The sequence below is a fragment of the Wolbachia endosymbiont (group B) of Camptogramma bilineatum genome, assembly GCF_947251825.1.
In the GTDB taxonomy this organism is placed as follows: Bacteria; Pseudomonadota; Alphaproteobacteria; order Rickettsiales; family Anaplasmataceae; genus Wolbachia.
Map to the genome: position 1 here is coordinate 821,846 of NZ_OX366391.1, position 26,197 is coordinate 848,042.

Annotated in this window: 20 protein-coding genes, 1 tRNA gene and 4 pseudogenes; 8 read left to right on the forward strand and 17 right to left on the reverse strand. The window is 34.0% G+C overall.

From position 1 onward, the window contains the following. Positions 1-43 precede the first annotated feature (43 nt). Complete coding sequence (locus OPR44_RS04215) at positions 44-382, forward strand: outer membrane protein assembly factor BamE (protein WP_265015425.1); 339 nt, start codon at positions 44-46, stop codon at positions 380-382. 52 nt (positions 383-434) lie between these two features. Here OPR44_RS04215 and OPR44_RS04220 read toward each other — a convergent pair whose 3' ends face one another. Further along, positions 435-962, reverse strand: a complete 528-nt coding sequence (locus OPR44_RS04220) for a hypothetical protein (protein ID WP_264377852.1) — start codon at positions 960-962, stop codon at positions 435-437. A 196-nt stretch (positions 963-1,158) separates the two neighbouring features. On the opposite strand from OPR44_RS04220, the pseudogene recO reads away from it, so the two are divergent. Further along, positions 1,159-1,886 (forward strand): annotated as a pseudogene (gene recO, locus OPR44_RS04225) (DNA repair protein RecO). Positions 1,887-1,908: 22 nt separating this feature from the next. On the opposite strand, the gene OPR44_RS04230 reads toward recO, so the two are convergent. From OPR44_RS04230 to clpB, 4 genes are read right to left on the reverse strand one after another with little or no spacing between them, the layout of a single operon-like run. Beyond that, a complete protein-coding gene (locus OPR44_RS04230) occupies positions 1,909-3,285 on the reverse strand; it encodes a PleD family two-component system response regulator (RefSeq protein WP_265015426.1) in 1,377 nt (458 codons plus the stop codon). Next, positions 3,257-3,547 carry a Sec-independent protein translocase subunit TatB gene (tatB, locus tag OPR44_RS04235; RefSeq protein ID WP_010401887.1) on the reverse strand — a complete coding sequence of 97 codons (291 nt, stop codon included), beginning with the start codon at positions 3,545-3,547 and terminating at the stop codon, positions 3,257-3,259. The genes OPR44_RS04230 and tatB overlap by 29 nt, the downstream gene beginning before the upstream one ends. Positions 3,548-3,552: 5 nt before the next feature. Beyond that, complete coding sequence (locus OPR44_RS04240; RefSeq protein WP_265015427.1) at positions 3,553-8,223, reverse strand: NAD-glutamate dehydrogenase; 4,671 nt, start codon at positions 8,221-8,223, stop codon at positions 3,553-3,555. A 27-nt stretch (positions 8,224-8,250) separates the two neighbouring features. Next, a complete protein-coding gene (gene clpB / locus OPR44_RS04245) occupies positions 8,251-10,812 on the reverse strand; it encodes an ATP-dependent chaperone ClpB (RefSeq protein WP_265015428.1) in 2,562 nt (853 codons plus the stop codon). A 98-nt stretch (positions 10,813-10,910) separates the two neighbouring features. Here clpB and OPR44_RS04250 point away from each other — a divergent pair. After that, positions 10,911-11,261 (forward strand): annotated as a pseudogene (locus OPR44_RS04250) (FAD-dependent monooxygenase); the annotation flags it as partial. Between the two features lie 231 nt (positions 11,262-11,492). Here the strand turns inward: OPR44_RS04250 and OPR44_RS04255 are convergent. Then, positions 11,493-12,431 (reverse strand): type 1 glutamine amidotransferase family protein, encoded by a 939-nt coding sequence (locus tag OPR44_RS04255; RefSeq protein ID WP_264376421.1) that lies wholly within the window; start codon positions 12,429-12,431, stop codon positions 11,493-11,495. Between the two features lie 60 nt (positions 12,432-12,491). Next, positions 12,492-12,564 (reverse strand) — tRNA-Phe (locus tag OPR44_RS04260). Positions 12,565-12,638: 74 nt separating this feature from the next. Between OPR44_RS04260 and coaD the strand changes: the two genes are divergently transcribed. Beyond that, the gene (gene coaD / locus OPR44_RS04265) at positions 12,639-13,145 is read left to right on the forward strand and encodes a pantetheine-phosphate adenylyltransferase (protein ID WP_265014500.1); all 507 of its coding nucleotides are present in this window, start codon (positions 12,639-12,641) and stop codon (positions 13,143-13,145) included. A 71-nt stretch (positions 13,146-13,216) separates the two neighbouring features. Then, positions 13,217-13,426 (forward strand): zinc-finger domain-containing protein, encoded by a 210-nt coding sequence (locus OPR44_RS04270; protein ID WP_007302836.1) that lies wholly within the window; start codon positions 13,217-13,219, stop codon positions 13,424-13,426. 15 nt (positions 13,427-13,441) lie between these two features. Here OPR44_RS04270 and OPR44_RS04275 read toward each other — a convergent pair whose 3' ends face one another. The 3 genes from OPR44_RS04275 to OPR44_RS04285 form a co-directional block, all read right to left on the reverse strand. Next, positions 13,442-14,068, reverse strand: coding sequence for a phosphatidate cytidylyltransferase (locus OPR44_RS04275; protein WP_007302837.1), 627 nt, complete (start codon positions 14,066-14,068; stop codon positions 13,442-13,444). Then, a complete protein-coding gene (uppS, locus tag OPR44_RS04280) occupies positions 14,058-14,753 on the reverse strand; it encodes a polyprenyl diphosphate synthase (protein WP_264375309.1) in 696 nt (231 codons plus the stop codon). Before uppS ends, OPR44_RS04275 begins: the two co-directional genes overlap by 11 nt. A gap of 277 nt (positions 14,754-15,030) precedes the next feature. Beyond that, positions 15,031-16,962 carry a hypothetical protein gene (locus OPR44_RS04285; RefSeq protein ID WP_265014501.1) on the reverse strand — a complete coding sequence of 644 codons (1,932 nt, stop codon included), beginning with the start codon at positions 16,960-16,962 and terminating at the stop codon, positions 15,031-15,033. A gap of 150 nt (positions 16,963-17,112) precedes the next feature. Here OPR44_RS04285 and odhB point away from each other — a divergent pair, with 150 nt between their 5' ends. Further along, entirely contained in the window at positions 17,113-18,285 is a 1,173-nt protein-coding gene (gene odhB, locus OPR44_RS04290) for a 2-oxoglutarate dehydrogenase complex dihydrolipoyllysine-residue succinyltransferase (protein WP_264375311.1), read from the forward strand. Between the two features lie 93 nt (positions 18,286-18,378). On the opposite strand, the pseudogene OPR44_RS08860 reads toward odhB, so the two are convergent. The 7 genes and pseudogenes from OPR44_RS08860 to OPR44_RS04335 all read right to left on the reverse strand — a co-directional run bounded on the left by OPR44_RS08860 (position 18,379) and on the right by OPR44_RS04335 (position 24,286). Then, positions 18,379-19,294, reverse strand: a pseudogene (locus tag OPR44_RS08860) (IS5 family transposase). A 74-nt stretch (positions 19,295-19,368) separates the two neighbouring features. Further along, entirely contained in the window at positions 19,369-20,061 is a 693-nt protein-coding gene (locus OPR44_RS04310) for an ankyrin repeat domain-containing protein (protein ID WP_264377846.1), read from the reverse strand. A gap of 351 nt (positions 20,062-20,412) precedes the next feature. Beyond that, positions 20,413-21,657 carry a group II intron reverse transcriptase/maturase gene (ltrA, locus tag OPR44_RS04315; protein WP_265014502.1) on the reverse strand — a complete coding sequence of 415 codons (1,245 nt, stop codon included), beginning with the start codon at positions 21,655-21,657 and terminating at the stop codon, positions 20,413-20,415. Between the two features lie 546 nt (positions 21,658-22,203). Further along, positions 22,204-22,527 (reverse strand): annotated as a pseudogene (locus OPR44_RS04320) (phage baseplate assembly protein V); the annotation flags it as partial. Continuing rightward, a complete protein-coding gene (locus OPR44_RS04325) occupies positions 22,514-22,999 on the reverse strand; it encodes a hypothetical protein (RefSeq protein WP_264377845.1) in 486 nt (161 codons plus the stop codon). The pseudogene OPR44_RS04320 and the gene OPR44_RS04325, both read right to left, overlap by 14 nt. Positions 23,000-23,187: 188 nt before the next feature. Beyond that, a complete protein-coding gene (locus OPR44_RS04330; RefSeq protein WP_265014503.1) occupies positions 23,188-24,033 on the reverse strand; it encodes a lipase family protein in 846 nt (281 codons plus the stop codon). Continuing rightward, a complete protein-coding gene (locus OPR44_RS04335) occupies positions 23,936-24,286 on the reverse strand; it encodes a hypothetical protein (protein WP_265014504.1) in 351 nt (116 codons plus the stop codon). Before OPR44_RS04335 ends, OPR44_RS04330 begins: the two co-directional genes overlap by 98 nt. A gap of 295 nt (positions 24,287-24,581) precedes the next feature. Between OPR44_RS04335 and OPR44_RS04340 the strand changes: the two genes are divergently transcribed. Together OPR44_RS04340 and OPR44_RS04345 are read left to right on the forward strand one after the other, a co-directional pair. Next, positions 24,582-25,277: an ankyrin repeat domain-containing protein gene (locus OPR44_RS04340; protein WP_265014505.1), complete on the forward strand. Its 696-nt coding sequence runs from the start codon at positions 24,582-24,584 to the stop codon at positions 25,275-25,277. Between the two features lie 307 nt (positions 25,278-25,584). Continuing rightward, complete coding sequence (locus OPR44_RS04345; RefSeq protein ID WP_406829278.1) at positions 25,585-26,196, forward strand: ankyrin repeat domain-containing protein; 612 nt, start codon at positions 25,585-25,587, stop codon at positions 26,194-26,196. Position 26,197: the final 1 nt, after the last annotated feature.

Consider the following 26,197-nt stretch of genomic DNA (forward strand, 5'->3'; position numbering starts at 1 on the left):
TAGTTTATCAGTGTATTATGATTTCAAATAACTAATTGACAAAATGCGAGTATTAATATTTTCTGTTTTGCTGTTTTCAGTAGGCTGCATGAACACTATCTATAATCACGGAGTTCCTGGCATTAATGTTGAACTGTGGAGCAAAATAAAAGTAGGTGATGATAGAGAAAAAGTGGTTCATACTTTAGGATTGCCAACATTAGTATCAAAGTTCGACGAAAATGTTTGGTACTATGTCTCATATAAAATTAAACAAGCTAACTTCTTGGGAAAAAGGAAGTACAGTAGTAAGTCTCTGCAAATTTCGTTTAATCAGAATGACGAAGTTACAGATATAAGAGAAATCAACGTTGCAGAAAGGTCTTTAGCTGTTGTTGATTGAAAATTTGCTGATCTATTTTTCATCACAAGTAACTAATTCAGGTAACGTAAATTCACCTATTTAGAATAAAATCTAACGTGACTTCGCGCCAAATGTGATGCTGCTCAGCAGGTAAGCCAATTAACGGGCTACATTTATACACTGCACGCATTGCATTATCTGCTGCTGATCTAAAAAGAGGATTATTTTGATAAGAACTACTATCTGCTACGTTGGCTACAACGATCTCGCCTTTACTGGATAATAATAAGTTAATTTTTATACTAAAATTTTCTTTATAAACTATGCCCTCAGGAATGCTCCAACACTCTGTCAGTTTATCCCTTATAGAATTAATAATTTCTGTTACAGCCAATTCATCATCTTTGTTCTCAATATTTTTCTTATCTCTTATTTCATTTTTCACCTCTTTGATGTATTCTCTTAGTTTTCTTTCTACACCCTTTTTTCTTTTGGGAATTGGAATACCCTCATCAATTTCCTGTATTTCAATAATTTGCCTCGGTTGTACTAACTCAACTAATTCTTTTTTTCTTTGTGGTATAGGAATAACTGATGAATCATTCGTTTGGGCTTTCATTGAAAAAAGCAAAAAACAACATAGAGACAAAAGAAGAATATAATTAAAATAGAGAGGGCGCATATGTTAAGCAGCTTGTTTTACTGGTTTAAAGCTAATATTGCACATAAAGTCAATATATTTCAGTTGACTTAAACTCAAATTTGCTACACTAATTTTATTATCTCTATAATATCATATGGTCAATATACTCTAAATGAGATGGAAAGATGAAGGTGTTATTATAGCTGTTAAAAAATACGGTGATAAAAATTTAATTCTTTCTCTATTTACAAAAAATCATGGAAAGTGCAGAGGATTAACTAGGTTAACAAACAATAGCAATTATAAGTTTCAAATAAGTAATCTATTACATGCAGAATGGAGTGCTAAGCTACCTAAAAATCTAGGTTTTTTAAAGTGCGAATTGATTGAATCTCCATTTCATCATTTCTTTCAAGATAGGTTAAAAAGCATTGCTATTGTTTCTTTCTCGTCTATATTAGAAAAAGTGCTTCCAGAAAGTGAATCCTGCATCAAGTTGTATGATAATTTTAGACACTTCATCGATGTAATAAAACATAATAGCCAGTTTTGGCAAAGTCATTACCTTAACTTAGAGCTTCTGCTTCTTACGCAACTTGATTTAAGTTAGACCTATCAAAATGTGCTGTAACAGGTGTGAAAGAAAATCTACAATTTATTTCTCCAAAAACTGGTAGAGCAGTGTCAAAAAAAGTAGGTGACTGTTATGCAGATAAATTACTACCTTTTCCACAGATGTTGCATGATGTATACAATAACAACCTACAAAATAGCTACTCATATCAAGAATTCAGACTAGGGTTAAAAATTACAGGGTATTTTTTAAATAAATATCTATTTCTGCAGTTAAATGCGAAATTTCCGGAGTTGAGAAATTTTATGCTATCATTTGAATCTTAGTTACTACTTATTTAAAAGAACTTCAACCAGTAACCACTCTATTTTTACCACTGTTTTTTGCTTTATATAAATATTTGTCAGCACGTACTATAAATTTTTTAACATCATCAAGGTCAGATCTTTGCATTGCTGAAATTCCAATGCTCACAGTTACATTATGGGTTGTATTTTTATCCACAAGTATAAAAGGTTCTTTGGCAATAATTTTCCTTATTCTCTCTGCAATAGTATACGCATCTGATACATTGGTATCTGGCATTACAACAACAAATTCCTCACCACCAAACCTAGCTAATAAATCTGTCACTCTGATATTTTCAGAAATTCTTTTCTGTATTTCCTTTAAAAGTTCATCTCCAGCATTATGCCCAAAGTTATCATTCACCATCTTAAAATAATCTATATCAAGTATCATAAGAGATAAACTTCTATCTTTTTCCACAGAATCCTTAACAATATTTCTTAAGTGTGCATCAAAATATCTTCTATTATAACAGTTAGTTAATGGATCCTTTATAGACATTTCCACATTATTAAATAAATTCATTCTCAAGGCATCTTGATACCTTTTGCGTTTCACTTGCAAATTAACCCTAGCTATTAATTCACTCTCATCTAAAGGTACTGTTAAATAATCATTAGCACCTACATCAAGTGCCTTTACTAAATTGCTTTTATCATAATCTTCAGAAAGGATCAGAATTGGTGTATAACGTGTTTCTACTTTACTACGAAACTTAGAACACAACCGTAGGCCGTCAGTTTTTGAAAACTGCATGTCAGAAATAATCAGGTCGTAATTATCCTTAATACCAACCTTTAATGCTTCTTTTGGATCGTGCAGTATTTTAATTGATCTGAAGCGTTGCTTTAGAACATTGTGTATCTGCTCTGCTTGAAAGGTGTCCTCATCTACAACAAGTATATTAGCATCAAAAATCTGATTAGAATAATCCATAATACTGCTTTCTGCTACTCCACCAATCTCAGCATTAGTTTCTCCTCTCAAGCACAACTCATCTATTATCATCTTTAAGCGCACAAGAGACTTAATTCTTGCAGATAAAGCAGTTTCATCTATCGGCTTAGTTAGAAAGTCATCCGCACCAGCATTAATTCCTTCCACTCTATCATGAGTGTCATGCAGCGCAGTTACCATAATTATTGGAATATAAGTCGTTAAGGGATCATTCTTTAGCTTCTTACAAACCTCAAAACCACTCATTTTTGGCATCATGACATCAAGTAAGATAATATCTGGCTGCTGTTCCGCTACTAAATCTATCGCCTCCTCGCCATCATAAGCTACAATAACTGTATAGTACTCTGCTTTTAGCTGAGCCTCCAAAAGCTTAACATTAGATGGTATATCATCTACTACTAGGATTTTTGCTGTCATTTTTTGTACTATCTACATTGTAAGTAGGATAAAGCTTGCCATCTTCACCAATTATGTAATTGACTTTTTCAACGTTATGCTCTTCATATAATTCTTTAATTCCGGTATCCTTCAACAATTTCCTAACTCTTGATTTTACAACCCAGAAATACCTATATATATTTTTAATAAGATTAAGAAATACAGGTACTTTACTTTTATCAAGAACAATTATACTCACTAAAGCTACAACTAAAACTTCTGACAGACCTATATTAAACATTTTTCCTATGAAGCAAGTATTTTAACTCTTCTGATTATGAGTATTAATTTACTTAAATCAAGTTTATAAGCGACCATCTCATCTAAAAAGCTATTGTAGCGCTCTATATAATCCTTATCATTAATAGCCCAAGTTTGAACCTTGTCTACATGATTATCAGTAGCTTTTATAACTTTAACAGCTAGCTTATGTTGATAATTGCTTAAATCATCTAATAAATCATTAATTAAGCTGCGATCCCAATAGGAAGAATGGCTTTTCATCTTGCCAGCAACTGTTCTAATCATATCAAATCTTAGCAGCGACTTTAATTCAAAGTATATTCTACCAGCCTCAAGGATGGACAAAGATGTCTGCTCAGCAACAGATATAACGTCCAGCGCATAAATAAGAATACGTAGATCAGCAACCCTTTTTGCTAGATCTTTATTTATGTTAAGCTCTAACAAAGAAGCTAATCCATGATTATAGACCTCTAATAGGTGCTCATCTAAAATATCATGGCCTAAAGTTTCAATTGCACCCCTAAATTTTGTAACACCATCTAGTTCTACAAGATTAAGCTTACCAAGATTTTTTACTAACCAAAATGATACCCTACCAATAAATTTTTGCACACTTCTCACTACTTGCAAATATGAATCAACATCAATTTTTCCATCCAATTCATCAATTTTCTGCCAAAGGCTACTTAAATTATATAGGTGATTAACAACGATATATATGTTAACTGCTTCATGTACTTTAATTCCAGTACTCTCAACCAAATTATTAATAAATATACAGCCCATCCTATTTACTACATCGTTTGTAATGCAAGTAGAAATAATTTCCCTACAAAGTTGGTGTTTCAATATGGAATCCTTGAACTCTGTTACCATCCTTTGTGGAAAGTAATTTAGTAAGTAATCACGGCACAAAAAATCTTTTTCAGGTAGCTCAGAGTGTATAACTTCATTTTTTATTGCTGTTCTTGCATAAGACATCAGAACAGAAAGCTGAGGAGAACAGAAACCTTCTCCATCAGTTAACATTCTTGCTACCTCTTCTTCAGCTGGAAGAAATTCTACATCTCGGTTTAGCAGCCCAAATTTCTCTAAACTGAGTAATAATTTATGGTGCTGCTCCAACTTTTCTTTAGCTTGCAAGCACTCAAGAAGCAATGCTTTTGTTTCAATCCTGTTATGGTTTTCAAGTACCTTAGATGCAACTTCATCTATCATGCTAGCCAGTATTTCATTCCTTTTTTCCAAGGAAATTCCCCCTTCTTTCATAATTGCAACAAAAGCAATCTTGATGTTAACTTCAAGATCGGAACATATTACTCCTGCTGAATTATCAACAAAATCTGCATTGATGTACCCACCTCTCTTAGCATACTCTACCCTTCCAAGCTGCGTGCAACCAAGATTGCCACCCTCTATAAACATAGAAGCTCTAATATCCTCACCATTCACTCTTAACTCATCGTTTGCTTTATCACCAACCATGCCATGGCTTTCACTCTTTGCCTTAACAAATGTGCCAATTCCTCCATTCCATATGAAGTCCACTTTTGCCTTGAGCAGATACCGAATCAAATCATTTGGAGATAAGATATCTTCCACTATATCAAAGCACTTTTTCATTTCTTGAGAAATGTCTACTTGCTTGCTGCTACGCTCAAATACCCCACCACCATAAGAAATCAAATCTTTATTGTAATCCATCCAAGTGGAAAACGGTAATTCAAAGAGGCGTTTACGCTCTGCGAAACTTTTTTCTGCGTCAGGGTTTGGATCAACAAAAATATGCATATGGTTAAATGCACCAATCAAGCGCATATCTTTTGAAAGCAGCATACCGTTTCCAAACAGATCGCCAGCCATATCTCCAATTCCAATAACAGTTGCATCTTGGTAAATATCCTTATTCATTCTCCAAAAATGCCGCTCTGCTGCAATCCATGCACCTCTTGCTGTAATACCCATTTTTTTGTGGTCATAACCTGCTGATCCACCAGATGCAAATGCATCTCCAAGCCAAAAATTACATTCATAAGCTATTTGGTTAGCATAATCAGAAAATGAAGCAGTGCCTTTATCTGCCGCAACTACCAAATATGGATCATCTTCGTCATACCTAATTACATTCTCTGGTGGAATTATTTTGCCATCAACTACATTATCAGTAATATCAAGCATTCCTCTAATGAAATTCTTGTAGCATTCAACACCTTTCTCTCTTAAAGTGTTTTTGTCTTTATAAACTTGCTTTATTACAAACCCACCTTTTGCACCAACAGGTACAATAACTGCATTTTTTGTCATCTGGGCTTTCATGAGGCCCAAAACTTCAGTGAGAAAATCTTCCGTCCTATCTGACCATCTCAAGCCGCCACGGGCCAATTTCCCTCCTCTTAGATGTATTCCTTCAAAAAGGTTTGAATAAACATACAATTCACGATATGGACGCGGATCAGGTAAATCATTTATCTTACTTGAATCAAATTTTATAGATAAGTAAGGTTTATCATCCTGATAATAACTGGTCCTCAAAATGGCCATCATCAAATTAAATATCGAACGTAAAACATAATCATGTGAAGCATTGCTGATTTCCTTTAGAAGCTCCTCGATTTTTTCTGTCAAAATGCTAGTAGTTTCTGCCCTATCAATATCTATTTTAGTATCAAATCTTGAATGAAATAATTCTACTAAATACCTTACTACTTTTGGATACTCTGATACTACTTTCTGGATATATTCTGGGTTATAGCTAAATGATGTCTGCTTTAGGTAGGCGCTTAGCGCTCTAATCAGAAGCACTTCCTTCCACTCGAGCCCAGCAATAATGATCAAGCTGTTAAAATAGTCATTTTTTATTTCCTTGCTGAACACTTTTACAAGTGTTACCTCAAACTGCTCTTTTAAAGTAATGTTGTCTATTAATTCATCAACTCTTGACAACACAAAATGATGTATCCATATTCCACCGTTGATTTCTATATAATAACCATTATGAGATAGAATCTTAGCCCCTAAATTCTTAGTAACCTTTAATATCTTTGACAATTCAAGGCCTCCGTTGCTTGGAGTGTAAACCTTCAATTGATAGTTGAGATTGTCACGAGTAAGCCTCAAATCAACTTCGCTGACTTTTTTCTTTCTCACTATCTCCAATTTTTTCATATCATAATACGCATCATGAGGTTCAAAATTCTCTTGATAACTTATCGGAAATGCCTTGCAATAGCGGATAAATATATCCTCAACAGTGCTAAAAGTATTATATAAATTGTCTATAAAACGATCTTCCCACTTTTCTGTAATGTTTCTTAACTTGTTTTCGATACGCAAAACTTCATCATCAAAAACGCTAGCACTTTTGGTTCTTAGCACCACGTGTAATTTCATCAAATCATATTCATTGATAATGTGATTGTTATAAATATCTGAACTTTCTGCATTCGTTTCATCTTTCAATATATCGCGTATCTTAAACATTAGTCTTGCACTAGCATAACGCATCGGTATCAATACTATGCAACTAATAAAGTTCCCTACCTTTCTCAAAAATAATTTGACTCTTGGTCTAATCGCAAGAGACATGATCGAGGTGCAAGTTTTAAATAACTCATCTTCATTTGATTGGAATAATTCGTCACAAGAAAATGCCTGTAAAATGGAAATTAAAGCTTTATTGTTATGGCCACCAGGAACAAATCCTGCCTTTTTTTCTATTGTTGTAACCTTATCCTTTATTACCGGAATAGTTCGAATATCTTGCACTTCTGCTATAGAAGTAAATAGCCCAAAAAAATGCTGTTCCTTTATTACATCACCCTGATCATTAAATTCTTTCACTCCTATACAATTCATATAGGTACGCCGATGAACTATTGAGATTAGGTCTGATCTTAGTATGTATAAAGAATTCAAGCTTTCAGAAGAAATTGATGAATTTTGGTACTCTTCACTTGCTCTCATTAACCCGAGGCTCTCCTTACCACTTAGAGCAAGCTTCCCTTCTTTATTAGTAATGTATTCTTGATAACCTAAAAATACAAAATTGTTATTTTTCAACCAAGCTAGAAAATCTCTGCCTCCAGCATCCAATGCCGGATGCTTAAGAAGCTTCTTGAGCATCAATTGCCAGTCCTTTACAACGCAGTTAACTGCTTTTAGCGTCTTTCGTAGAGATTCTTCTAGTGTATCAACAAAGCTACCACTTATGCCTTTAATAATTACATATATTACTGACTCTTTGATTCCATTACTTTCTTCCAAAAGATGAATTTTATCTATTAGGCTATTTTTTCTTTGAACATTAATTATGCTGTTACTATAATAGCATATAGTTAAACCGTGTGACTTAATAGTGGAAATGACAGAATCCACTAAAAAGGGCATGTCATAATTTGTGATTTTAATTATAGTGAAATTGCCTTCTATTCCTGAAATATCATTTACATTACTTACTGCCAATTTACTTTCTTCTTTTTCTTTTTTAAGAATGAAGTTGTATGCATCTTCTGCAATGTATAAAAGAAATTTATCGTTGACTTTTAGGTCACTATTATAAACAAAATTATAAAAGTACTGTATAAACTCTTTAATTTTTTCTTTCTCTTTTTTATTCCCTTGATCAACTAGCTTAAATAAAGACTCAACATTAACATTATGATTTATACACATTTTTCAAAACAAAAATACACAGCGAATCTAGATCTTTTTAACTAAGATTTCGTTACCAGAAGTATACACTATTAGCTCATCTCCTTCTACTATTTCCCCCGATAAAACTAACTTAGCTAGATTATTTTGAATGCATTCTTGTATTACCCTTTTCAGAGGCCGCGCTCCATATTCAGGGTCATATCCAGTTTGTGCTATTAGTTCTTTAGCTTCTTGCGATAAACTAATACTCAGTTTACGCTTAGCAAGCATCTTTTGTAAATAAGAGAATTGAACATCTATAATTTTATCAATGTCATCTTTGGTTAAGCTGTGGAATATAATAATTTCATCCAGTCTATTTAAAAATTCTGGACGAAACGCTGACTTAACTATTTTCATCACCTCATCTTTCACAGATTCGGTAGCTCCTCTTAGCATCACCTCAGCACCAAGGTTAGAAGTTAGAATCAGTATGGTATTGCGAAAATCAATCAATTTACCGTGGCTATCGGTGAGCCTGCCTTCATCCAAGATCTGCAGCAATATATTAAATATATCTGGATTTGCCTTTTCTATCTCATCAAACAAAATTACCTGATATGGTCTTCTCCTTACTGCCTCAGTTAACCTGCCACCTTGTTCATAGCCAACATATCCTGGAGGCGCACCAATTAACTTTGAAACGGAGTGTTTTTCCATATATTCTGACATATCAAAGCGTAGAAGTGCTGATTGATCATCAAACAAAAATTCGGCAAGGGATTTTGCCAACTCTGTTTTTCCAACTCCGGTTGGACCTAAGAATAAAAATGAACCAAAAGGTCGATTAGTATCCTGAACACCAGAGCGGGAGCGCCTTACTGCATTACTTATCGCTTCAATTGCATCTCTCTGCCCTATTACTCTTTTTCCTATTTCATTTTCCATGTTAAGGAGCTTTTCCTTTTCACTATGCATCATGTTATCAACTGGAATGCCTGTCCATTTTGAAACAATATTTGCAATATCACTCTCAGTCACTTCTTTCTTTAGGAAACTATCAGTAACTTTTTCCTGATTTTTTAACTCATTTTCAAGTTGAGGAATCACACCATACATCAACTCCCCTGCCCTTCCTAAATTTCCATTACGCTGAGCCAGTTCCAACTCTTTTCTCGAGTTATCCAATTTTTCAGCTGTTTCTTGTATTTTAGCTATCTTATTCTTTTCCATCTGCCATTTACTGCTTAAGTCAGCAAATTTACTGTTTAGACTCTCAATTTCCTCATTTATCTTTTTTAAACGTTGCTTAGAGTTTTCATCACTTTCTTTTTTCAAAGCCTCTGACTCAATTTTCAGCTGTATAATCTTTCTTTCAAGCTCATCAACAACCTCAGGCTTGCTGTCCATTTCAATTCTAACCCTACTTGCTGCTTCATCAATTAAATCGATCGCTTTATCAGGTAAAAACCTATCTGTTATATATCTATTAGAAAGCGTTGCAGCAGCGATTATTGCACCATCTGTGATTCTAATACCATGGTGCACCTCATACCTCTCCTTCAAACCCCTCAGTATTGAAATAGTATCAGTCTCAGTAGGTTGAGAAATAAACACAGGCTGAAAACGCCTTGCAAGCGCAGGGTCTTTCTCTATATGTTGACGATACTCATCCAAAGTTGTAGCCCCTATACAGCGAATTTCTCCACGCGCAAGAGCAGGCTTGAGCAAATTTGAAGCATCCATCGCACCACTTGTCGCTCCTGCTCCCACTAAAGTATGAAGCTCATCTATAAACAAAATAACTTTTCCCTCTGCTTTTGAAATCTCATTAATCACTGCTTTTAGTCTCTCTTCAAACTCCCCTCTAAATTTTGTTCCAGCAATTAATGCACCAAGATCCAAAGCTAAAACTTTTGCATCACGCAAACCAAGTGGTACATCATTTGCAACAATTCTGTTTGCTAAACCTTCAACTATTGCAGTTTTTCCAACACCAGGTTCACCTATCAGTACTGGATTATTTTTTGTTCGCCTCAACGATACCTGCATAGTTCTTCTGATTTCCTCATCACGACCAATTACAGGATCAAGCTTACCTTGCATAGCAAGCTCTGTAATATCTTTTGTATACCTCTTTGCCGCATTTAATTTTTCCTCGCTATTTGGAGAGTCTGCACTGCCACCTTTTCTCATTTCTGTAATAACTGAATTTAATTTTTGCGGTGTTACACCACCTTCTGCTAAAATTTTACCTACAATTTCATCTTTTTGTGCAGCAAGGCCCTGCAGTAACCGCTCAACAGTAACAAATGTGTCTTTATTTCTCCTCGCAATACCAATTGAATCATCAAAAACTTTTGCTACCTCTCTTGAAAGCTGAAGCCCACCACTACCTGGTCCTCCAACCACTGGAAACTTTTTAATTGCACTACTCACAGCATCAGAAATATTCTGAACATTTCCACCACAAGCGCCTATCAAATCCTGAACTAAACCTGACTCATCTTCAAGCATTACTTTAAGTAAATGTTCAGGCATAAAAATCTGATGCCCAGCTCCCAATGCTTTAATTTGAGCGCTCTGGATTAGGCTTTTTGCTTTTTCGGTAAATTTATTCAAGTCCATAATACAAATTTAACTCATACTTGCTGGTATATATAACAACTACTTTCTCAATTTTAAACTTAAAGTCATTTATAAATAAAAATTTTCTAAGTTCATACAAAACAAGAAAAAGCAGAATTTTGCTTATTGGCGATGCAGCACATTCAATCCATCCAGTTGCAGGTCAAGGACTTAACCTTGGAATGAGAGATGTAGAGAGTGTTATTAGACAAATAACTGCTGCAAAATCCTCTGGCATTGATGTTGGCAGTAATTATCTATTGAAGAAAATTTCACGTGATAGATACTTTGATAATTTTACTATGGCACTTGCAACTGATGGACTAAATAGAATATTTTCCAACAGAATACTTTGCGTTAAAGTTCTGAGCAATCTTGGTTTAATGGTAGTTGAAAATTCAGATTTTCTTAAAAAAAGCTTCGTTCGACATGCTATGGGGTTTATATAAATCATTAGATTGCTTTCATCATAATCAGGTGTCATTAGAGTAGTTGACACTGGAGCCCAAATTACATAATGTCATGCCAGTGCCCAGACACTGGCATCCAGAAAAATTTATAAGCAAACTTGAGCTTATGCTAAATTTGATGAAATAAAAAACTGAATTCCATCGTCACGCACTGGAATGACAAGAAAAAGGGTACTGCCATGACATTAAATGATTTTCCTTATTTTAGCATTAAACGCGATGAAGAAAATCATTTATAATCGCTATAGCAACTAGTGTTGAAACCTGACGTACCTTTTGGCTTGACAAACGAGAGTTTTTATCTGATTTGACAACAAGGGCTTCTAGATGACTTTGAAAGTAAATATTACCATGCTTATCTTCGATAGCTTCTATTACCCCGTCATTGGCAAATGCTGCAATTTTATATCCAAGTAGCTCTAGCCTTCTTCTATTCTCTGTAGTATTACTTACTGTACCTGAATGAGCATTCGGAAAATAAGTTGAAAACCAGCCATTTTGATTAGGTAGTAAAAATCTAGCTACCACTTTTTCCAAACGACTACCTGGAACAATTTTTATCTGCTGAAGAGATATATTCTCTTTTTGTGGATAGGATGCTGATTTTAAATGATTTTTCTCATCATTAACAACATTTGTTATTTCAATTTCTTTTGCATGCATAATGTCTTTTAAACCACCGCATATGGCAAGCAAATGAATTGTAGGATTGTCTTCTACTATTTTTACAATTGCTTCATTCACAAGCTGGCGGTAAGGGTTAAGAGCTGAATGAAAGTTATCTGAAATAAATATTCTGTTTATCTTTTGCTCTTTGATAAATTTTGCAACTTCAACTTTTATTCGATCTAGTATCAGCTTTTTTGCCAATATTTCATCTTGTTTTGCGAACTCTTCTTGGATTTCTTTTAGATTAATTATTTTGTCGTAGTCAATGAATATAGTTTTAACCCCAAAATTATTGAATATCTCATAGATATTTTGAGATTCATCTGTTTGCAATAAACCAACAATTATATTATAATTTACTGCATTTTCCACTGTCAAAGCAGATAATTCTTTGTTTACTTTTTCACTATAAGCGATATTACTTAATAGTAGAAATGTAATTAATAGTATATTAAATATTCTATTGTAACATTTATACATTATTTCCTAAATAATTATATTAATATTATAATATATTATAGAACATTAAGAAAAAGAATGTGGCCTGAGCAGGAATCGAACCAGCGACACAAGGATTTTCAGTCCTTTGCTCTACCAACTGAGCTATCAGGCCAACTACGTACTTTCATTTTTAGATAAAAAACGTTATCATGTCCATCAAAAGTTTTTGAAGTATAGAAACAAAGAATGAACATTAGTAACAAAATAGGAATTTATCCTGGTACATTTGACCCCATAACTTTTGGGCACCTTGACATAATAAAAAGAGCATGTAAGCTAGTCGATAAGTTGATAATTGGTGTTGCAGAGAATGTTAATAAACATACTAATTTTGACATAAGTCTGCGCACAAGCATGGCTAAAAATGAAGTGAAAGGAGCAGGAATTGATGCAGATATTATATCCTTTAATGGGTTGCTAGTGAAGTTTGCCAAAGAGCAAAATGCTTCTGTTATTATTAGAGGACTGAGAGCAGTATCGGATTTTGATTACGAGTTTCAAATGAGTTGGGTAAATTATAAGCTCTTTCCTGAAATCGAAACTATATTTCTTCCTGCATCTGAGGATACTCAATTTATCTCATCAAGTTTTGTAAAGGAAATAGCGAGATTAGGAGGAGATGTTAGAAACTTTGTGTCAAAAAGTGTCCAAAGTGAATTGATTAATCTAAATAGGGTAGAAAATGGAGAATAAGTATTTATTGTCTTTTTTATTTCCAAACGAGTATGTTAGATGTGTAAAATATTGTAAGCTAAAGGAGAGACATGTTAAAAGTGAGGGATAATAATGTAATAGTTTGCTGCCGTGGTGATGAGAATGATGATGGTTCTGGTCATCCAATAGTATACTTACACAAAGAAGGAGAAATGTATTGTCCTTATTGTAATAAGTCAATGGATGAAATAGTGAGTGCCGAAGAATTTCAATCTGTTGAGGTGAAAGTAATAAGCAAGAAGGAAAGAACCAAAGGTTAATAGTACTTCATTTTTTTAGCTTATGTAAATAGCAATGAGAGGGGCAGTAAAAATGAAACTATCCATACGGTCGAGTACTCCTCCATGGCCTGGTATAATACCTCCACTATCTTTAACATTGTAAACTCTTTTGATGAGTGACTCAGTGAAATCTCCAAGTTGGGCTAGAATAGCAACTATCAAACCAATTATTGGAGAATAAAAAATTGGAAATAAACTCAAAAATATTGAGCCAAAAATTGTACACACTATTCCAGCTAAGACTGCACCAAAAAGTCCTAACCAAGTTTTCCCAGGGCTAATGATTGGACAAATTCTAGTTTTACCAAAATTTTTGCCGAAAAAATAGGCAGCAATATCGATGCTCCAAATAGTTAAGATAAGCCATACTAATGCATATTTTCCCTGTGGTAGATTATATAGGCATATTAGCGAGGCATTTGGTAGTGCGATTAATAGTAATGCGAAAATGTATAAGATTCTATTGCCCTGAGTTAGATTATACCATTCAAAAGAAGATAAAACTGCAATTGAAAAAATTAGTAGATAAAATGATAAATCACTGAAATATGTAGCAAAAGAAAATATGAGTAATATTACTATTGAGGACAATATTCTAACCATAAAGTTATTATCTACCATATTTTTTTTCTCTTTTTGTATAATCTTCTAGTGCTTTGGTCAAATCTTGACAAGAAAAATCGGGCCACAAAGTATCACAAAAATACAATTCAGCATAAGCTGCTTGCCATAATAAAAAATTGCTTAACCTTTTCTCGCCACCAGTGCGAATTAATAAATCCAATTTTGGTAAATCTTTAGTATACAGAAATTTTTCAAATTCCTCTTCCAATACGCAATCAATATTTCCTTTTATGACGTTGTTGATAGCATGTATAATTTCCTGCTTTGCTCCATAACTAACTGCAACAGTGAGTAATAGACCATCGTTCTTATGTGTCACTTCTTCTGCTTTTTTGATTTGATCGAATATTTTACTGGGCAATAGACTTAAATTGCCAATAAAATTTAACTTAATGTTACAATTGCAAATGAATTTCATTTTATCTTCATTAGTTAAAGTGGAGTAAAATAAATTAAATAGGTAGTCTGTTTCGTTTTCAGGTCTGAGCCAATTTTCCATGGAAAATGCATACAAAGTTAAGTAAGATATGGCTAAGGTTGTGCAATGTTTAGCAATATCAAATGCAACTTCACTGCCTTTTCTATAACCATCAATTTTTACCATTCCTTGATTCTTTGCCCACCTACCATTACCATCCATAATAATTGCTAGATGTTTTGGTAGAGATTCTAGATTTAACATTTAAATTCAACCTGTTATTCGGTTTTACCAATATTACCAATATTACCTATATTAAATTAGCTTAATTTCTATATTTCTGTATGAAACGTTCACTATATTCACCTAAAACTATATTATTACTGAAAAATCATCGAAGGTCTATATTATAAAAATTTTCTCAATCAGCTGCTTAGTGATCTTACCAAGAAAAAGCGGAGAGAAAATATAGCAAAAACAGTCTAATATAGATGATTTTACGGTATAGTAAAATTATTATAAACAAATGAATTTAGTGGTGTTAGGAATACCTGGCTCTTTTATGTGGATTTATATTCTCAATAACCTGCGCTAGAGATAAATTATATAATGTTGACGTAGGTTCTTCGCATGCAATACCTTTCTTGAATATACTGGATTCTACAAATGACTTTATATCTATGTCCAGCTTTTGAGGAAGATCTTTAACGTCCATGGCAATTCCTGGTAAAGGATATTTAATGTCTATGCTCAGCTCTTGGGGAACATATTTAATTATATCTTCGTAAATACGTTCCTTGTTGTTCAAGTAATCGATATTAATATCTGTAATTTTACCAGCTTTACGCAGGATTATAGCAAGCCTCAAAGTCGACTTTACGCTAGGTTTAAAATTTTTAAATATATTGACAAATACCTTACCAGTAACATTATCTGTTATTGCTTTTAGCTCTTCATTATTGACAGAATTGATATGCTTAACAGCATTTTGATCTTTTAGTAGTATTATAATCCTTTTGCCATGCAATTTGATACTATTAAGTAGAAGTCGAAATTTTTCAGTATTAATAGAATCGATAAAATTCTGACTTTTTAGTAAATCCATAATCATGGGGCGATAAAACTTACTACTATTAGATATAAGTTCAAGTTTTTCAAGATCAATAGAATTGACTCGAGCGAGTAAACTCTGATCTTTTAGTATTTCTACAATCTCTTCATCTGTATAAAAATTATTACTTATCATGATACTAACTTTACTCCCATCAAGAGAATTGATTTGATCAAACAAACTCTGATATTTCAGTAAATTCATAATATATCCTTTATCAAGATATTTAAATATCAAGTTAAATATTTCACTATTCATCGAATTGATGCGTTTAACAACTTCCTGATTTTCTAGTAATTCTATAATAATGGTATGATCAAATTTCCTAAATACGGATTTAGATTTTTCAGAATCAATCAAATTAGTAAGCTTAATAAATTCTCGATCTTTTAGTACTTTACTAAACCTAACACTCTTAACTATGTATTTAAGCAGTCCTTCACTAATAAGATTGATGTTCTCAGCAACTTCCTTATTTTTTAGTAGTTCTACAATAATACTGGTATCATTAAACTTATCACTATTAAGTATGATTTTAGATTTTTTAGGACCAACCGAATTAATGCGTTCAACAACTTCCTGATTTTCTAGTAATTTTATGATATCTTTAAGACTAAATTTATCATTCTCAATTATATATTTCAACGTTTCTTTATCAATAAGATCGATGTTCCTAGCAGCATTTTGATTTTCTAGTAATTCTATAATACTGGTACCGTCAAACCTATCAATACTAAGTATGAGTTCAAATCTTTCATCAGTAACTGAATTAATGCGTTCAAGAATTTCCTTATTGTCGTATAACTTTGTAAAATCTTTATCAGCAAACTTCTTACTATTAGTCATGTATATAAATATTACGTGATTAATATTATGAGACTGACCATCATCAATACGTTTTTCATTAGTTCCTTTATTTCCTAGTGCTTCTTTAGCAAAGTTATTCAGATCATTTTTTTCATCTTCCTCGTAATCAGAATTATCATAATATCCATAATCTTCTTCATTTTCCTCACTATCACTACTCTCAAATTCATTATTGGTATTGCAAACCTCTCCACCTTTTAGTATTTCTAGAATATTGTGCTCCGAAGTTGCATGATTTATCATAGACCTAAACATTTCATCATCGTAATCGTTGATGTTATCAACAATTTCTTTATCTGATAGTAATTCTTCAATACCTTTGTAACTAAACTTATTATTATACTTGCATAAGATTTTAAGTTTACTGTAATTCATTGAATTGATGCCATCAACAACTCTTTGACTTGATAGTAATCTTCTGTTATAAGCCTTACATATCAGTTGAAGTTTTTCGTTATCTAAATCTTCTGCATTGCCTGCTTTATCAAAATCCATAATCTTATTTCAATTTACTTGGTATTTTAATTTTAAATATATAAAAAGAAATAATCAAGCATTATGATAAAAGGCCTAATGAATTTATTAGTTTATTTATGTTTCTTTTCATGTATAAATTTATAGAAAGTTTTATAAAGAAGTTGTTTTATGAGCAAAATTATAGAAGTCAGAGCACCAAAAACTCTTGGTGGTGAATCGGTTACGGAAGGTATAGTAAAAATAAAGAAAAATATCGGTGAAGCAATAAAAGTAGATGACTTGATCTTTGAAATTGAAACTGATAAAACGGCGCTAGAACTAACTGCAGAAGCTTCAGGACAAATAACCGAATTTTTTGTGAAAGAAGATGATGTAATCAGCCCTGATCAATTACTGGCAAAACTTGCTGTAGGAGAAGTAAAAGAAGAAGTGAAAAAAGAAGATAAAGGCGAAAGCGCTGATAAAAAAGATGCCCCTTCAGCTCGTAAAATTATGGAAGAAAATGCAATCAGTGCAGAAAGTATAAAAGGAACTGGCATGGGAGGCAGAGTAACCAAAGCAGATGTGATAGACCATATGAGTAAAGCTGAACAACCTGCGGTAAAACAATATGAATCGCCAAAAAGTGTAGCAAGTGGAGAGAGAAGAGAAGAACGAGTAAAAATGAGCAAAATAAGGCAAGTCATTGCTGCTCGTTTGAAAGCATCGCAAAATACTGCTGCAATACTGACCACGTTCAATGAAATTGACATGAAAAATGTCATGGATCTAAGAGCAAAATATAAGGAAATTTTTGAAAAGAAATACGGAATAAAACTAGGTTTCATGTCGTTTTTTATAAAGGCAGCAGTGCAAGCACTGAAAGAAATTCGTGAGATTAACGCTGAGATTTCAGGTGATGAAATTGTATATAAAAATTACTATGACATAGGTGTTGCTGTTGGCACTGATAAAGGTCTTGTTGTACCGATTATTCGCGATGCTGATCAAATGTCATGCGCTGAAATTGAACTAACTTTAGTTGCCCTTGGCAAAAAAGCACGAGAAGGTAAGCTGCAAGTATCGGAAATGGAAGGTGCAACATTTACTATCTCAAACGGTGGTGTATACGGTTCACTTCTTTCTACTCCAATAATCAACCCTCCGCAATCTGGAATACTTGGAATGCATACTATACAAAACAGGCCAGTTGCTGTGAGTAACTCAATTGAAATCAGACCTATGATGTACATTGCCCTCTCTTACGATCACAGAATAGTTGATGGCAAAGGAGCAGTTACTTTCCTTGTGAAAATCAAAAATTACATAGAAGATCCAAATAGATTGGTTTTGGAAATTTAAGCAGGTTAAAAGCGACAAGTAAGTTTTTCTGAAGTTTTCAAGGTGGGTGGCTTTGTTGAATGGCAAGGAATGAGGAGGAGTGATGGAAGAGATTTATGAGATAAGTTCGAAAATAGGCATACCGATATCAGAAAATTTGTTAATCAAGTAGCATTTTAAGAGCATCTCTTAAGAGCGGTTTATCTCAGATTTATTCTTAAAACTAAATCCAAATGTTTTTTTGAGTCTAAAGAAAAAACTCTCAATACGTGACCGTATTCCATACCCTGTCTGCCTTTTCCATTGAGTTAGATTGCATCTTTTTCTTATATTAATGTTGTTATTTCTTTCCGAGAAGTGGTCTATATTGTTACAGATTTTTGCATTCTTTCTTGGCTTTATAATTGGTTTCAAATTATATTTATTGCATAATTTATATAAACTTATTGTATTATAAGCTCCATCTGCACAAAGAGACTTAATCTTATAGATATCACCCATTTCCTTTAGGATTTTAGATGCTATCATGTGAAAGAAAATTAGTATATCGAATTGCTATTGCCTTTTTGCTGTTTTCGTCCAAAGCAACATGTAGCTTTCTTATTTGATCTGTACCATTATACTTCCTTATCTTGGCGTTATCTTTGTTATGTTGAGTACTGTTACTATAAATATGGATTACAGTACTATCTATAGCAATTTCAATATTCTCTATGTCATTTTTATCTGTTCTGTGGTCACATAATTTCAAATTAAGTTTGACGAGAAGCTTGTGAATACTTGGAGATTCTTCACTATACTTTGTAAATATCCTTTTATAAATCCAACTGCTTGCCTTAAGCCTATTCTAAATAGATTCACAACTATATGTACTGCAATAACAACCTTATCGCTATAAATCTCCAGGAATTTTTTCTGAACTTTCGTACCAGTTTTCTATAGCTTCATCGATAAAATGAAAGACATTTCCTCTTTTTTCTAAAAATTGATTATACTCTTTATGATTACTGACTTTCATCTTCTGTGGCATATACTCTACAAAATGTTCATTTCTTAATAGAGTAACCACTTTCTTTAGATTTTCTCCCTTTTTTTCTCCCATCTCTACTCGCTATTCAACAAAGCCAGCTCTGCTCTATTATAACTACTACCAATGCTGAATATTGCTTCTTGAAGAACTTTAATTCCAATAAGAGAAAAGGCCTTTATTTTTATGTCTTCTGTTCCACTTTTTCCTATATCCATTATTTTATTAGCAAACTCAGCCCATTTACCTGGCTTTCCTATTTGATTTTCTAGTCTCTCATAGTACTCTGATAAAGAGCGTTCATAAATAAAAACAAAATCTTCAACAAACTTTCTGAGCTTTTCATGCACTTCCTTTCCTTGCGCAGAAAGTCTTTCTGCTTGATTAGAAGATTCTGTTAAATGTTCTTCTAAAGTTTCAATAATCTTTTCCTTATTGGATTGCTTAGCAATATCGAGTGGAGTTTTACCTTGATTATTTTTAATGTTTTGGTCTATACCAGACACATTCAAAAGAAGTTCGACAATGTCTTGATGTTCTTTGCTTACAGCAACATGTAGTGGTGTATTACCACCATCATTGAGATCTATATCATTAATATTTTCTACTTGAGCAGGATTGCCCGTTTTGTGTTCACGTATCATAAGAAACAACTTGGCAATATTAGTATCATCAGGGTTATATTGACGTCTTATTCTCTTTTTAAACTGAAAAGATTTTTCTTCCCTATCTGAACTAGTTGCTTGTGGGTTAGTCTTTATATCTTGCATAAAATCCCTCTCTATTTCACATAAAAACCTAAATTTTGTTATATGCTAATCAATACAATTGGCAATGCAAGTAGTTTTTATGTGTCTTTTAATATTTTATCTTCAGGCTATTTTATTTAAGTTTTTGACTAAAGAGTTATATATCTCTTTAGCCTAGCAATACATTCTACTAAAAATTTAGATAAAATAACCATTTCCAGAACTCAAAACCAGCTATTGTGTTATCTAAGTGGAGAAAGTCACCTCTCCCCACTCGACTTCAAAACCGGACTTGGAGAGTAGACCGGCGGAACTTCCCCAGCCAGTCTCTCGCAAAACTGTACGTAAATCTCTCGATTTATACAGCTTCCATTATTCAGCCTTTTGACCTAACCCTACTGTCCAGTGGTAGAAAGTCTTTGGATTCTCTTCTTTTATTTTTCCTAGAAGTTGCCTTGCTAGTCTTTTTCCAAGTTTCGGATATTTCTTTCTTGTCCACTTTTCTAGATGTTGCTCTACATTGTTAAGAGGTTTATACACCTCCGATTGGTAAAACCTGCCATAGTACTGATACCAGCCTCTGACTATTGGATTTACTTTCTTTGATATCTCCTCTAATGTTATGTGTGTTTTTCGTAGTATTTTCCATGACCTTATGGTTGTAGTAATCTTTTTCTTAACCTTATTGCTAATTGCTGGAAGAAATGCAACGAAATATTTCCCTATCTTGCTCTTTGCTTTTCTAGGTCTAAAAGTATATCCTAGGTAATCAAAGCTTTGTGTAGGAAACATATTCTTCCTGTTGCCATCCTTACAATACACAATTTGTGTTTTATCAGGATGTAACTTTAGCTTATATTTGGCTAATCTTTCTTCGATCATTACTCTCATAAGTTCTGCCTGTTTTTGCGTCTTGCAGTGCACTATTGCATCATCTACATACCTCTCAAATGGTACTGTAGGGTAGTTCTGTTTCATCCATATATCAAATACGTGATGCATGAATATATTCGAAATGATTGGGCTAACTGAACCTCCTTGCGGAACTCCCTTTTCCCTAACTACCTTACTGCCATCTTCTAGCTGAATAGCGGCTTTCATCCACCTTTCAACATACAGTATGATCCATTTGCAGTTTGTATGCTTCTTGATAGCTTGCAATGCCAACTCGTGATCCAAATTGTCGAAAAACCCGGATATATCTAGATCTATCGTCCAATCATACCTCCAGCATCTTTTCCTTGCAGTATCTACCGTATCCAGTGCTGATTTATTTGGTCTATAACCATATGAATCTTCATGGAATTTTGGCTCTACTAGCAGCTCAAGATACATAGAAGCAGCCGTTTGCCCTATCCTGTCGAATACTGAAGGAACACCTAAAATTCTTTGTCCCCCTCCCGTATCTTTCGGTATTGCTACAGCTTTTACAGGCTCTGGAAAATAACTTCCTGATGACATCCGATTCCATAGTTTGTACAGATTATCCTTCAGGTTCTCTTCAAACTTTGTTATCGATACCTCATCCACACCAGCCGCACCTTTATTTTTCGATACTTGTTTATAAGCCCTCCAAATAAGTTGCTTTGGTATATCAAAAGACTTTGTTTTATTCATTAACTCCTCCCTTTCGGTTGATACATAATTAAAACTGAATAACTCAGCTCCTTCGCTCCCTTTCCATTACAGAAACTTCTTCACTACTACAAGCTGATCCGCCCCTGTTCTTCGCATCGGTACTCTCATCCTTGAAGTTTAGCTTCTTGGATTTCTCCCTTGTCATCGAAACGACAGGTTCCCGCAGTTCTACACAATAGCCTATAATAGTTTTCACGCCACCTATATGCCGGACGCTACCTACCCAGTAAGCAAGTTCCTTGTAGATCTATCCCAGGAGAGATGGGAGCTCCTGGTTTTGACGTCGTCTCAGCCCTTTCGACACTTCATCAGTGGTTCATTTTCATTCGCCTCTCTATTTCGTACATGACACGTATTTGCGCCTTTTCCATAACGCTCACTACCTTAACTCTTTATCAAAGCAGCTTATGGTTGTTTAAAGCCTGCTCTTGCAAGCCGACTTTGAGGGACCTTCCCTCATCTATTGTGCAGCTTAAGCACTTAGTTTGCTCATTTCTGATCATTCTTTGTGTCTCTACGGCACACCCCATCTTGAAATTTTATACTGTTTATTTCTTTTTTATTCTCTGATGCAGGGTACTTTTCCTGATATATTCCTGCTAACACCACTCCTAATGATAGTTCACCAAGAGGAGAAAATACCACAACTTGTTCATCTATATCTGGCGGTGACCAATCTCTATCTTTTCCTACTTTACTTGTTATCCATGGCAGATAATCTGTTACAATATCTCCTATTTTCACTCTTACTTTTGCTTTTTCATAATCTATTTCTTTTACAACTCCTATACGAACAATATTTGCCAGTTTCCTCTGTAATTCCGAAATTGCAAAATTATTTTCTAACATTTATTTCACCGATTTCTATTTTGTGTGGCATAAATTTTCCTTCTTTCCAAATAGATCGCCCTACGTGTATTGTATGCACCCATTCAACCATCCACACTAAATACGCATCAAGCTCTGGCCTAAATCCGTCAACTTCTGCAGAGATAAATTCTCCTGGTGAAACATTTTCCACATTCCAAGTATTTTTATTTACTACTTTTGCAACTTCGCTAGCTAATGATCTAACAATAATAGGTGCATTTTCTATTGTGCTATCAATCACTATTCGTGCCTCAAATCTTACCCTCAGAGCTAGTTCACCTGTACCTGGATCACTTCCTTTTTCAAGACTGCTAAGTTCTACAAATACCGCTGGCGCTAATAATTCTACTTTCTGTTGACCATCAAGATGGCTGAAATAATTATCTCTACCATTAATTATCCTCCATAAATAGCTTAACAACGTCCCAGTGGGCATTTTTATAATCTTCATTTAGCTATTCAGTCCTGTAGCGAATCTTACGCCCACCAGTTTTCAAATGTGTATCTTCATCATTAAGGTGAAAATCATTAGATTTGTTTGCCAACTTTAAAAAAATTGTTAAGCTCTCCTTTAAATTCAACATGCCATTTTATAAACGAACCTGCTGCGTATGTGCCCTCACCTATATCTGTTAATAATCATGCAATAGGTAATGGATTCGTTACTAACCTTACAGCCCACTTTGCAAGCAAAAAAGCTTTGTTCCGAGTTGTTGCCTCTTCATCACCTAAAATTAGCAATGGCCAATCCCGTACTTTTTTTATTCTCAATTGACCACTTTCATCTTTTAGAACTTCGCCAGTTTTTGGGTCAAACATTCCTTTGATTTTCTCTATGCTACGTGTAAAGCGAGTATAATTTATATTTATATCAAACCAATCTTTCACGTCACTCAACAAGTCTTGCTTTTCCCTCCCAGACAAATCCACAAACAGCTTGTATACTTCCCCTACCTGAGGATTACAAGCGTTTATTAAATTTGGTGCAGATAGGTAGGTAGTGATATCCAGGGAATTTATACGAGAAGGACTATAGCGATCCATAAGTCTGCTTTGAATACGCCTTAACATCTCTTCGCATCCTGGTGGATCAAAAATTACCGCGCTTGCATGATAAGCAGTTTTTTCAAAATCAGTACTTGCAACAAAATAATCACCCTCTTTTACAAGATACTTTGCAGAAAAAGCAGTAATTGGTGCAAGCCACGCACCTAACGAGTGCCCTGTGATAAACAGTTGTATATTTGATCCTTTTTTCTCGTTAATTTCTTTAAGAACACTGATGATCTTGTCAGTAAATGTAACTGCAGAGTCAATTTGATAAACATGTTGATTTAATAAAACACCGTTAAGATCTGCAGTATCACCACCAAAATTTTTAGTGCCACTATGGACAATGATAACTTGTTGAGTATCTGGGTTCCAATATGCTGCACCAAAATAACCACTCGTAGCACCTTGAGTTGTTGCATTGACGGGAGGCATTTAAAATGGTTTTAAAGAGTCCACCAGACCTTTCTGCAACAGTTAGCAGCTGCCAATTGCCTAATCCAGGTACTGCTTCTCCGTGTGAATATTGGCCTGTGCTATTTCTCTTCTCGCCTTTGTAAATTCTATTTGCAAGTGATGCTAAGACGTAGTTATTTGGATAAGAAATTGGCTCTTTTAACGCATCAAGTTTGTCTTTCAAGTTTTCAACATCAACTGGTTTTATTAAATCAGTTATTGCTTTTTTCAATTTATCTTTACTGTTTAATTTACTATATTTTTAAACCTTTTCAATACTTAACTCCAACTTCTTATCTACTCTTAATTCTCTTGATAAAATTGGTCGTTCTGTTTTTTGTTCTGCAGCTTGCATAGAACACCTCACTTTTGACAATCGACATTAATTATATTGATGTAATTATAGCACGCAAGCTTTTTTTTAACATAAATTGTTAAGAAGTTTTGCCTCAAATGCTTCTTAGTTGACTCTATTCTACAGGGTAGTCATAATATATTATTTAATCACAAGATTTAAGGGGAATACTATGGGTCTACTACACGAAATATTAGAAATACTAAATAATAACCAAAATTTAAACTCAAGTAATATAGTTGAAAAAATAAAACAAGAGTTTGAAGGGAAAATGAATGAATTGTACCCAAAGTGGGATACTCACAAGCATGAATATAAGCTATGTAAAAAAGAATACGAATCATGGCAAGAAAGTGGGTTCTCGTTAGACCATGGTTTTAAGGAAGGTGGTAAATTACTTCACTTAGCTGCTAAATGTAACTATTTCAATGTAATAAAGTGCCTAAAGGATAGGAAAGCAGACATTAATATACACAATTGGCGCAGATATACCCCTTTACATGAAGCCGTTGAAGATGGACGCCAAGAAATGGTACAATTTTTGTTCGAAAACGGAGCAGATATTAATGCAAAAACTGGACCGAGCGGAGAGACTCCTTTACATCTTGCTGTTGCAAAAGGAAATGCAGAAATAATAAGGCTACTTATAGAAAAAGGGGCGGGTATTAATGCAGGTGATAAAAATGAGAATACTCCTCTACATTATGCAGGAGATATAAGGATAGCTAGGTTATTAGTAGCAAACGGAGCAAATGTTAATGCAAAAAGTAAAAGTGACCCTCCTTATTCTACGGGCTCTACTCCTTTACACTATGCTGCGAATGCGGGTGGCTTTGTTGCATCGCTATCTACGATGGATAAAAGATAAAAAATGTAGAATATCAATAGCTTATTATTCTAGCATTTATAGTAAGGACAGTCAGTAAATATCTAAATTTAAGTAAAAGAAGTTTTACTATCATTCACTAATCTAGCTAGAATTCAAGAATTTCAATGCTTTAGCTATTTTAAGTAGAATTAAATTTACTAGTACAAACAATAAATTACTATTCTTAAATTTGATCAGATTGATTGCAAAAAATAAGATTTTCAATAAGCTGCTTGTATAGTTAGCCTTTCATAGATAGTGATGCAACAAAGCCAATGCGGGTAATAAAGAGGTAGCAGAGTTTCTTATAGACAATGGTGCAATTGTCAATGCTCAAAATGCACAAGGAAGTACTCCTTTACATAAAGTATCTGGTATAGATACACTAAAGCTTCTAATAGAAAGAGGAGCAAAAGTTAATATAAAAAATGGTGAGGGGTTTACTCCTTTACATTATATGGCATTCATGCTTGATGCGGCGTCAACACTCATTATGGTAGAACATGGTGCAGATCCTTGGGCAATAGGTGATAATGGTGAAACTCCGGTAGATCGCTACGTAAATAGGTTGGAGCATGCTAAGGAAGAGGGAGCAAGTGGAACCGATGAGCCTCCTGGGTACTCAATGAAGTTAAAACAAGCATACAATAAAGATCTCTTTGTTCGTTATTCAACACTGTTACTAGGGGCTGTAGCAGCAATAACACTTTTCACAACTGGTAATATTACACCTGATGCACCACGCATAATAGGCGCAGCGGCCATAGTTACAGTAGCAGCACTTGCAGCTGGTCGTATCACATATGAGATATTTAAACCCAGTACTAAAATGGAAGAAATAAAGGAAGAATGTGTGTACAAGAAGATAAGGCTAAGTGAAAATCCACTAAGACTGATTATCCAAACTTTTGCAGATTAGT

Excerpts from the sequence above, each read along its gene's own strand:
- OPR44_RS04215 (WP_265015425.1), top strand. The coding sequence starts at position 44 with ATGCGAGTATTAATATTTTCTGTTTTGCTGTTTTCAGTAGGCTGCATG.
- OPR44_RS04220 (WP_264377852.1), bottom strand. The coding sequence starts at position 962 with ATGAAAGCCCAAACGAATGATTCATCAGTTATTCCTATACCACAAAGA.
- OPR44_RS04230 (WP_265015426.1), bottom strand. The coding sequence starts at position 3,285 with ATGACAGCAAAAATCCTAGTAGTAGATGATATACCATCTAATGTTAAG.
- tatB (WP_010401887.1), bottom strand. The coding sequence starts at position 3,547 with ATGTTTAATATAGGTCTGTCAGAAGTTTTAGTTGTAGCTTTAGTGAGT.
- OPR44_RS04240 (WP_265015427.1), bottom strand. The coding sequence starts at position 8,223 with ATGTGTATAAATCATAATGTTAATGTTGAGTCTTTATTTAAGCTAGTT.
- clpB (WP_265015428.1), bottom strand. The coding sequence starts at position 10,812 with ATGGACTTGAATAAATTTACCGAAAAAGCAAAAAGCCTAATCCAGAGC.
- OPR44_RS04255 (WP_264376421.1), bottom strand. The coding sequence starts at position 12,431 with ATGTATAAATGTTACAATAGAATATTTAATATACTATTAATTACATTT.
- coaD (WP_265014500.1), top strand. The coding sequence starts at position 12,639 with ATGAACATTAGTAACAAAATAGGAATTTATCCTGGTACATTTGACCCC.
- OPR44_RS04270 (WP_007302836.1), top strand. The coding sequence starts at position 13,217 with ATGTTAAAAGTGAGGGATAATAATGTAATAGTTTGCTGCCGTGGTGAT.
- OPR44_RS04275 (WP_007302837.1), bottom strand. The coding sequence starts at position 14,068 with ATGGTAGATAATAACTTTATGGTTAGAATATTGTCCTCAATAGTAATA.
- uppS (WP_264375309.1), bottom strand. The coding sequence starts at position 14,753 with ATGTTAAATCTAGAATCTCTACCAAAACATCTAGCAATTATTATGGAT.
- OPR44_RS04285 (WP_265014501.1), bottom strand. The coding sequence starts at position 16,962 with ATGGATTTTGATAAAGCAGGCAATGCAGAAGATTTAGATAACGAAAAA.
- odhB (WP_264375311.1), top strand. The coding sequence starts at position 17,113 with ATGAGCAAAATTATAGAAGTCAGAGCACCAAAAACTCTTGGTGGTGAA.
- OPR44_RS04310 (WP_264377846.1), bottom strand. The coding sequence starts at position 20,061 with ATGCAAGATATAAAGACTAACCCACAAGCAACTAGTTCAGATAGGGAA.
- ltrA (WP_265014502.1), bottom strand. The coding sequence starts at position 21,657 with ATGAATAAAACAAAGTCTTTTGATATACCAAAGCAACTTATTTGGAGG.
- OPR44_RS04325 (WP_264377845.1), bottom strand. The coding sequence starts at position 22,999 with ATGAAGATTATAAAAATGCCCACTGGGACGTTGTTAAGCTATTTATGG.
- OPR44_RS04330 (WP_265014503.1), bottom strand. The coding sequence starts at position 24,033 with ATGCCTCCCGTCAATGCAACAACTCAAGGTGCTACGAGTGGTTATTTT.
- OPR44_RS04340 (WP_265014505.1), top strand. The coding sequence starts at position 24,582 with ATGGGTCTACTACACGAAATATTAGAAATACTAAATAATAACCAAAAT.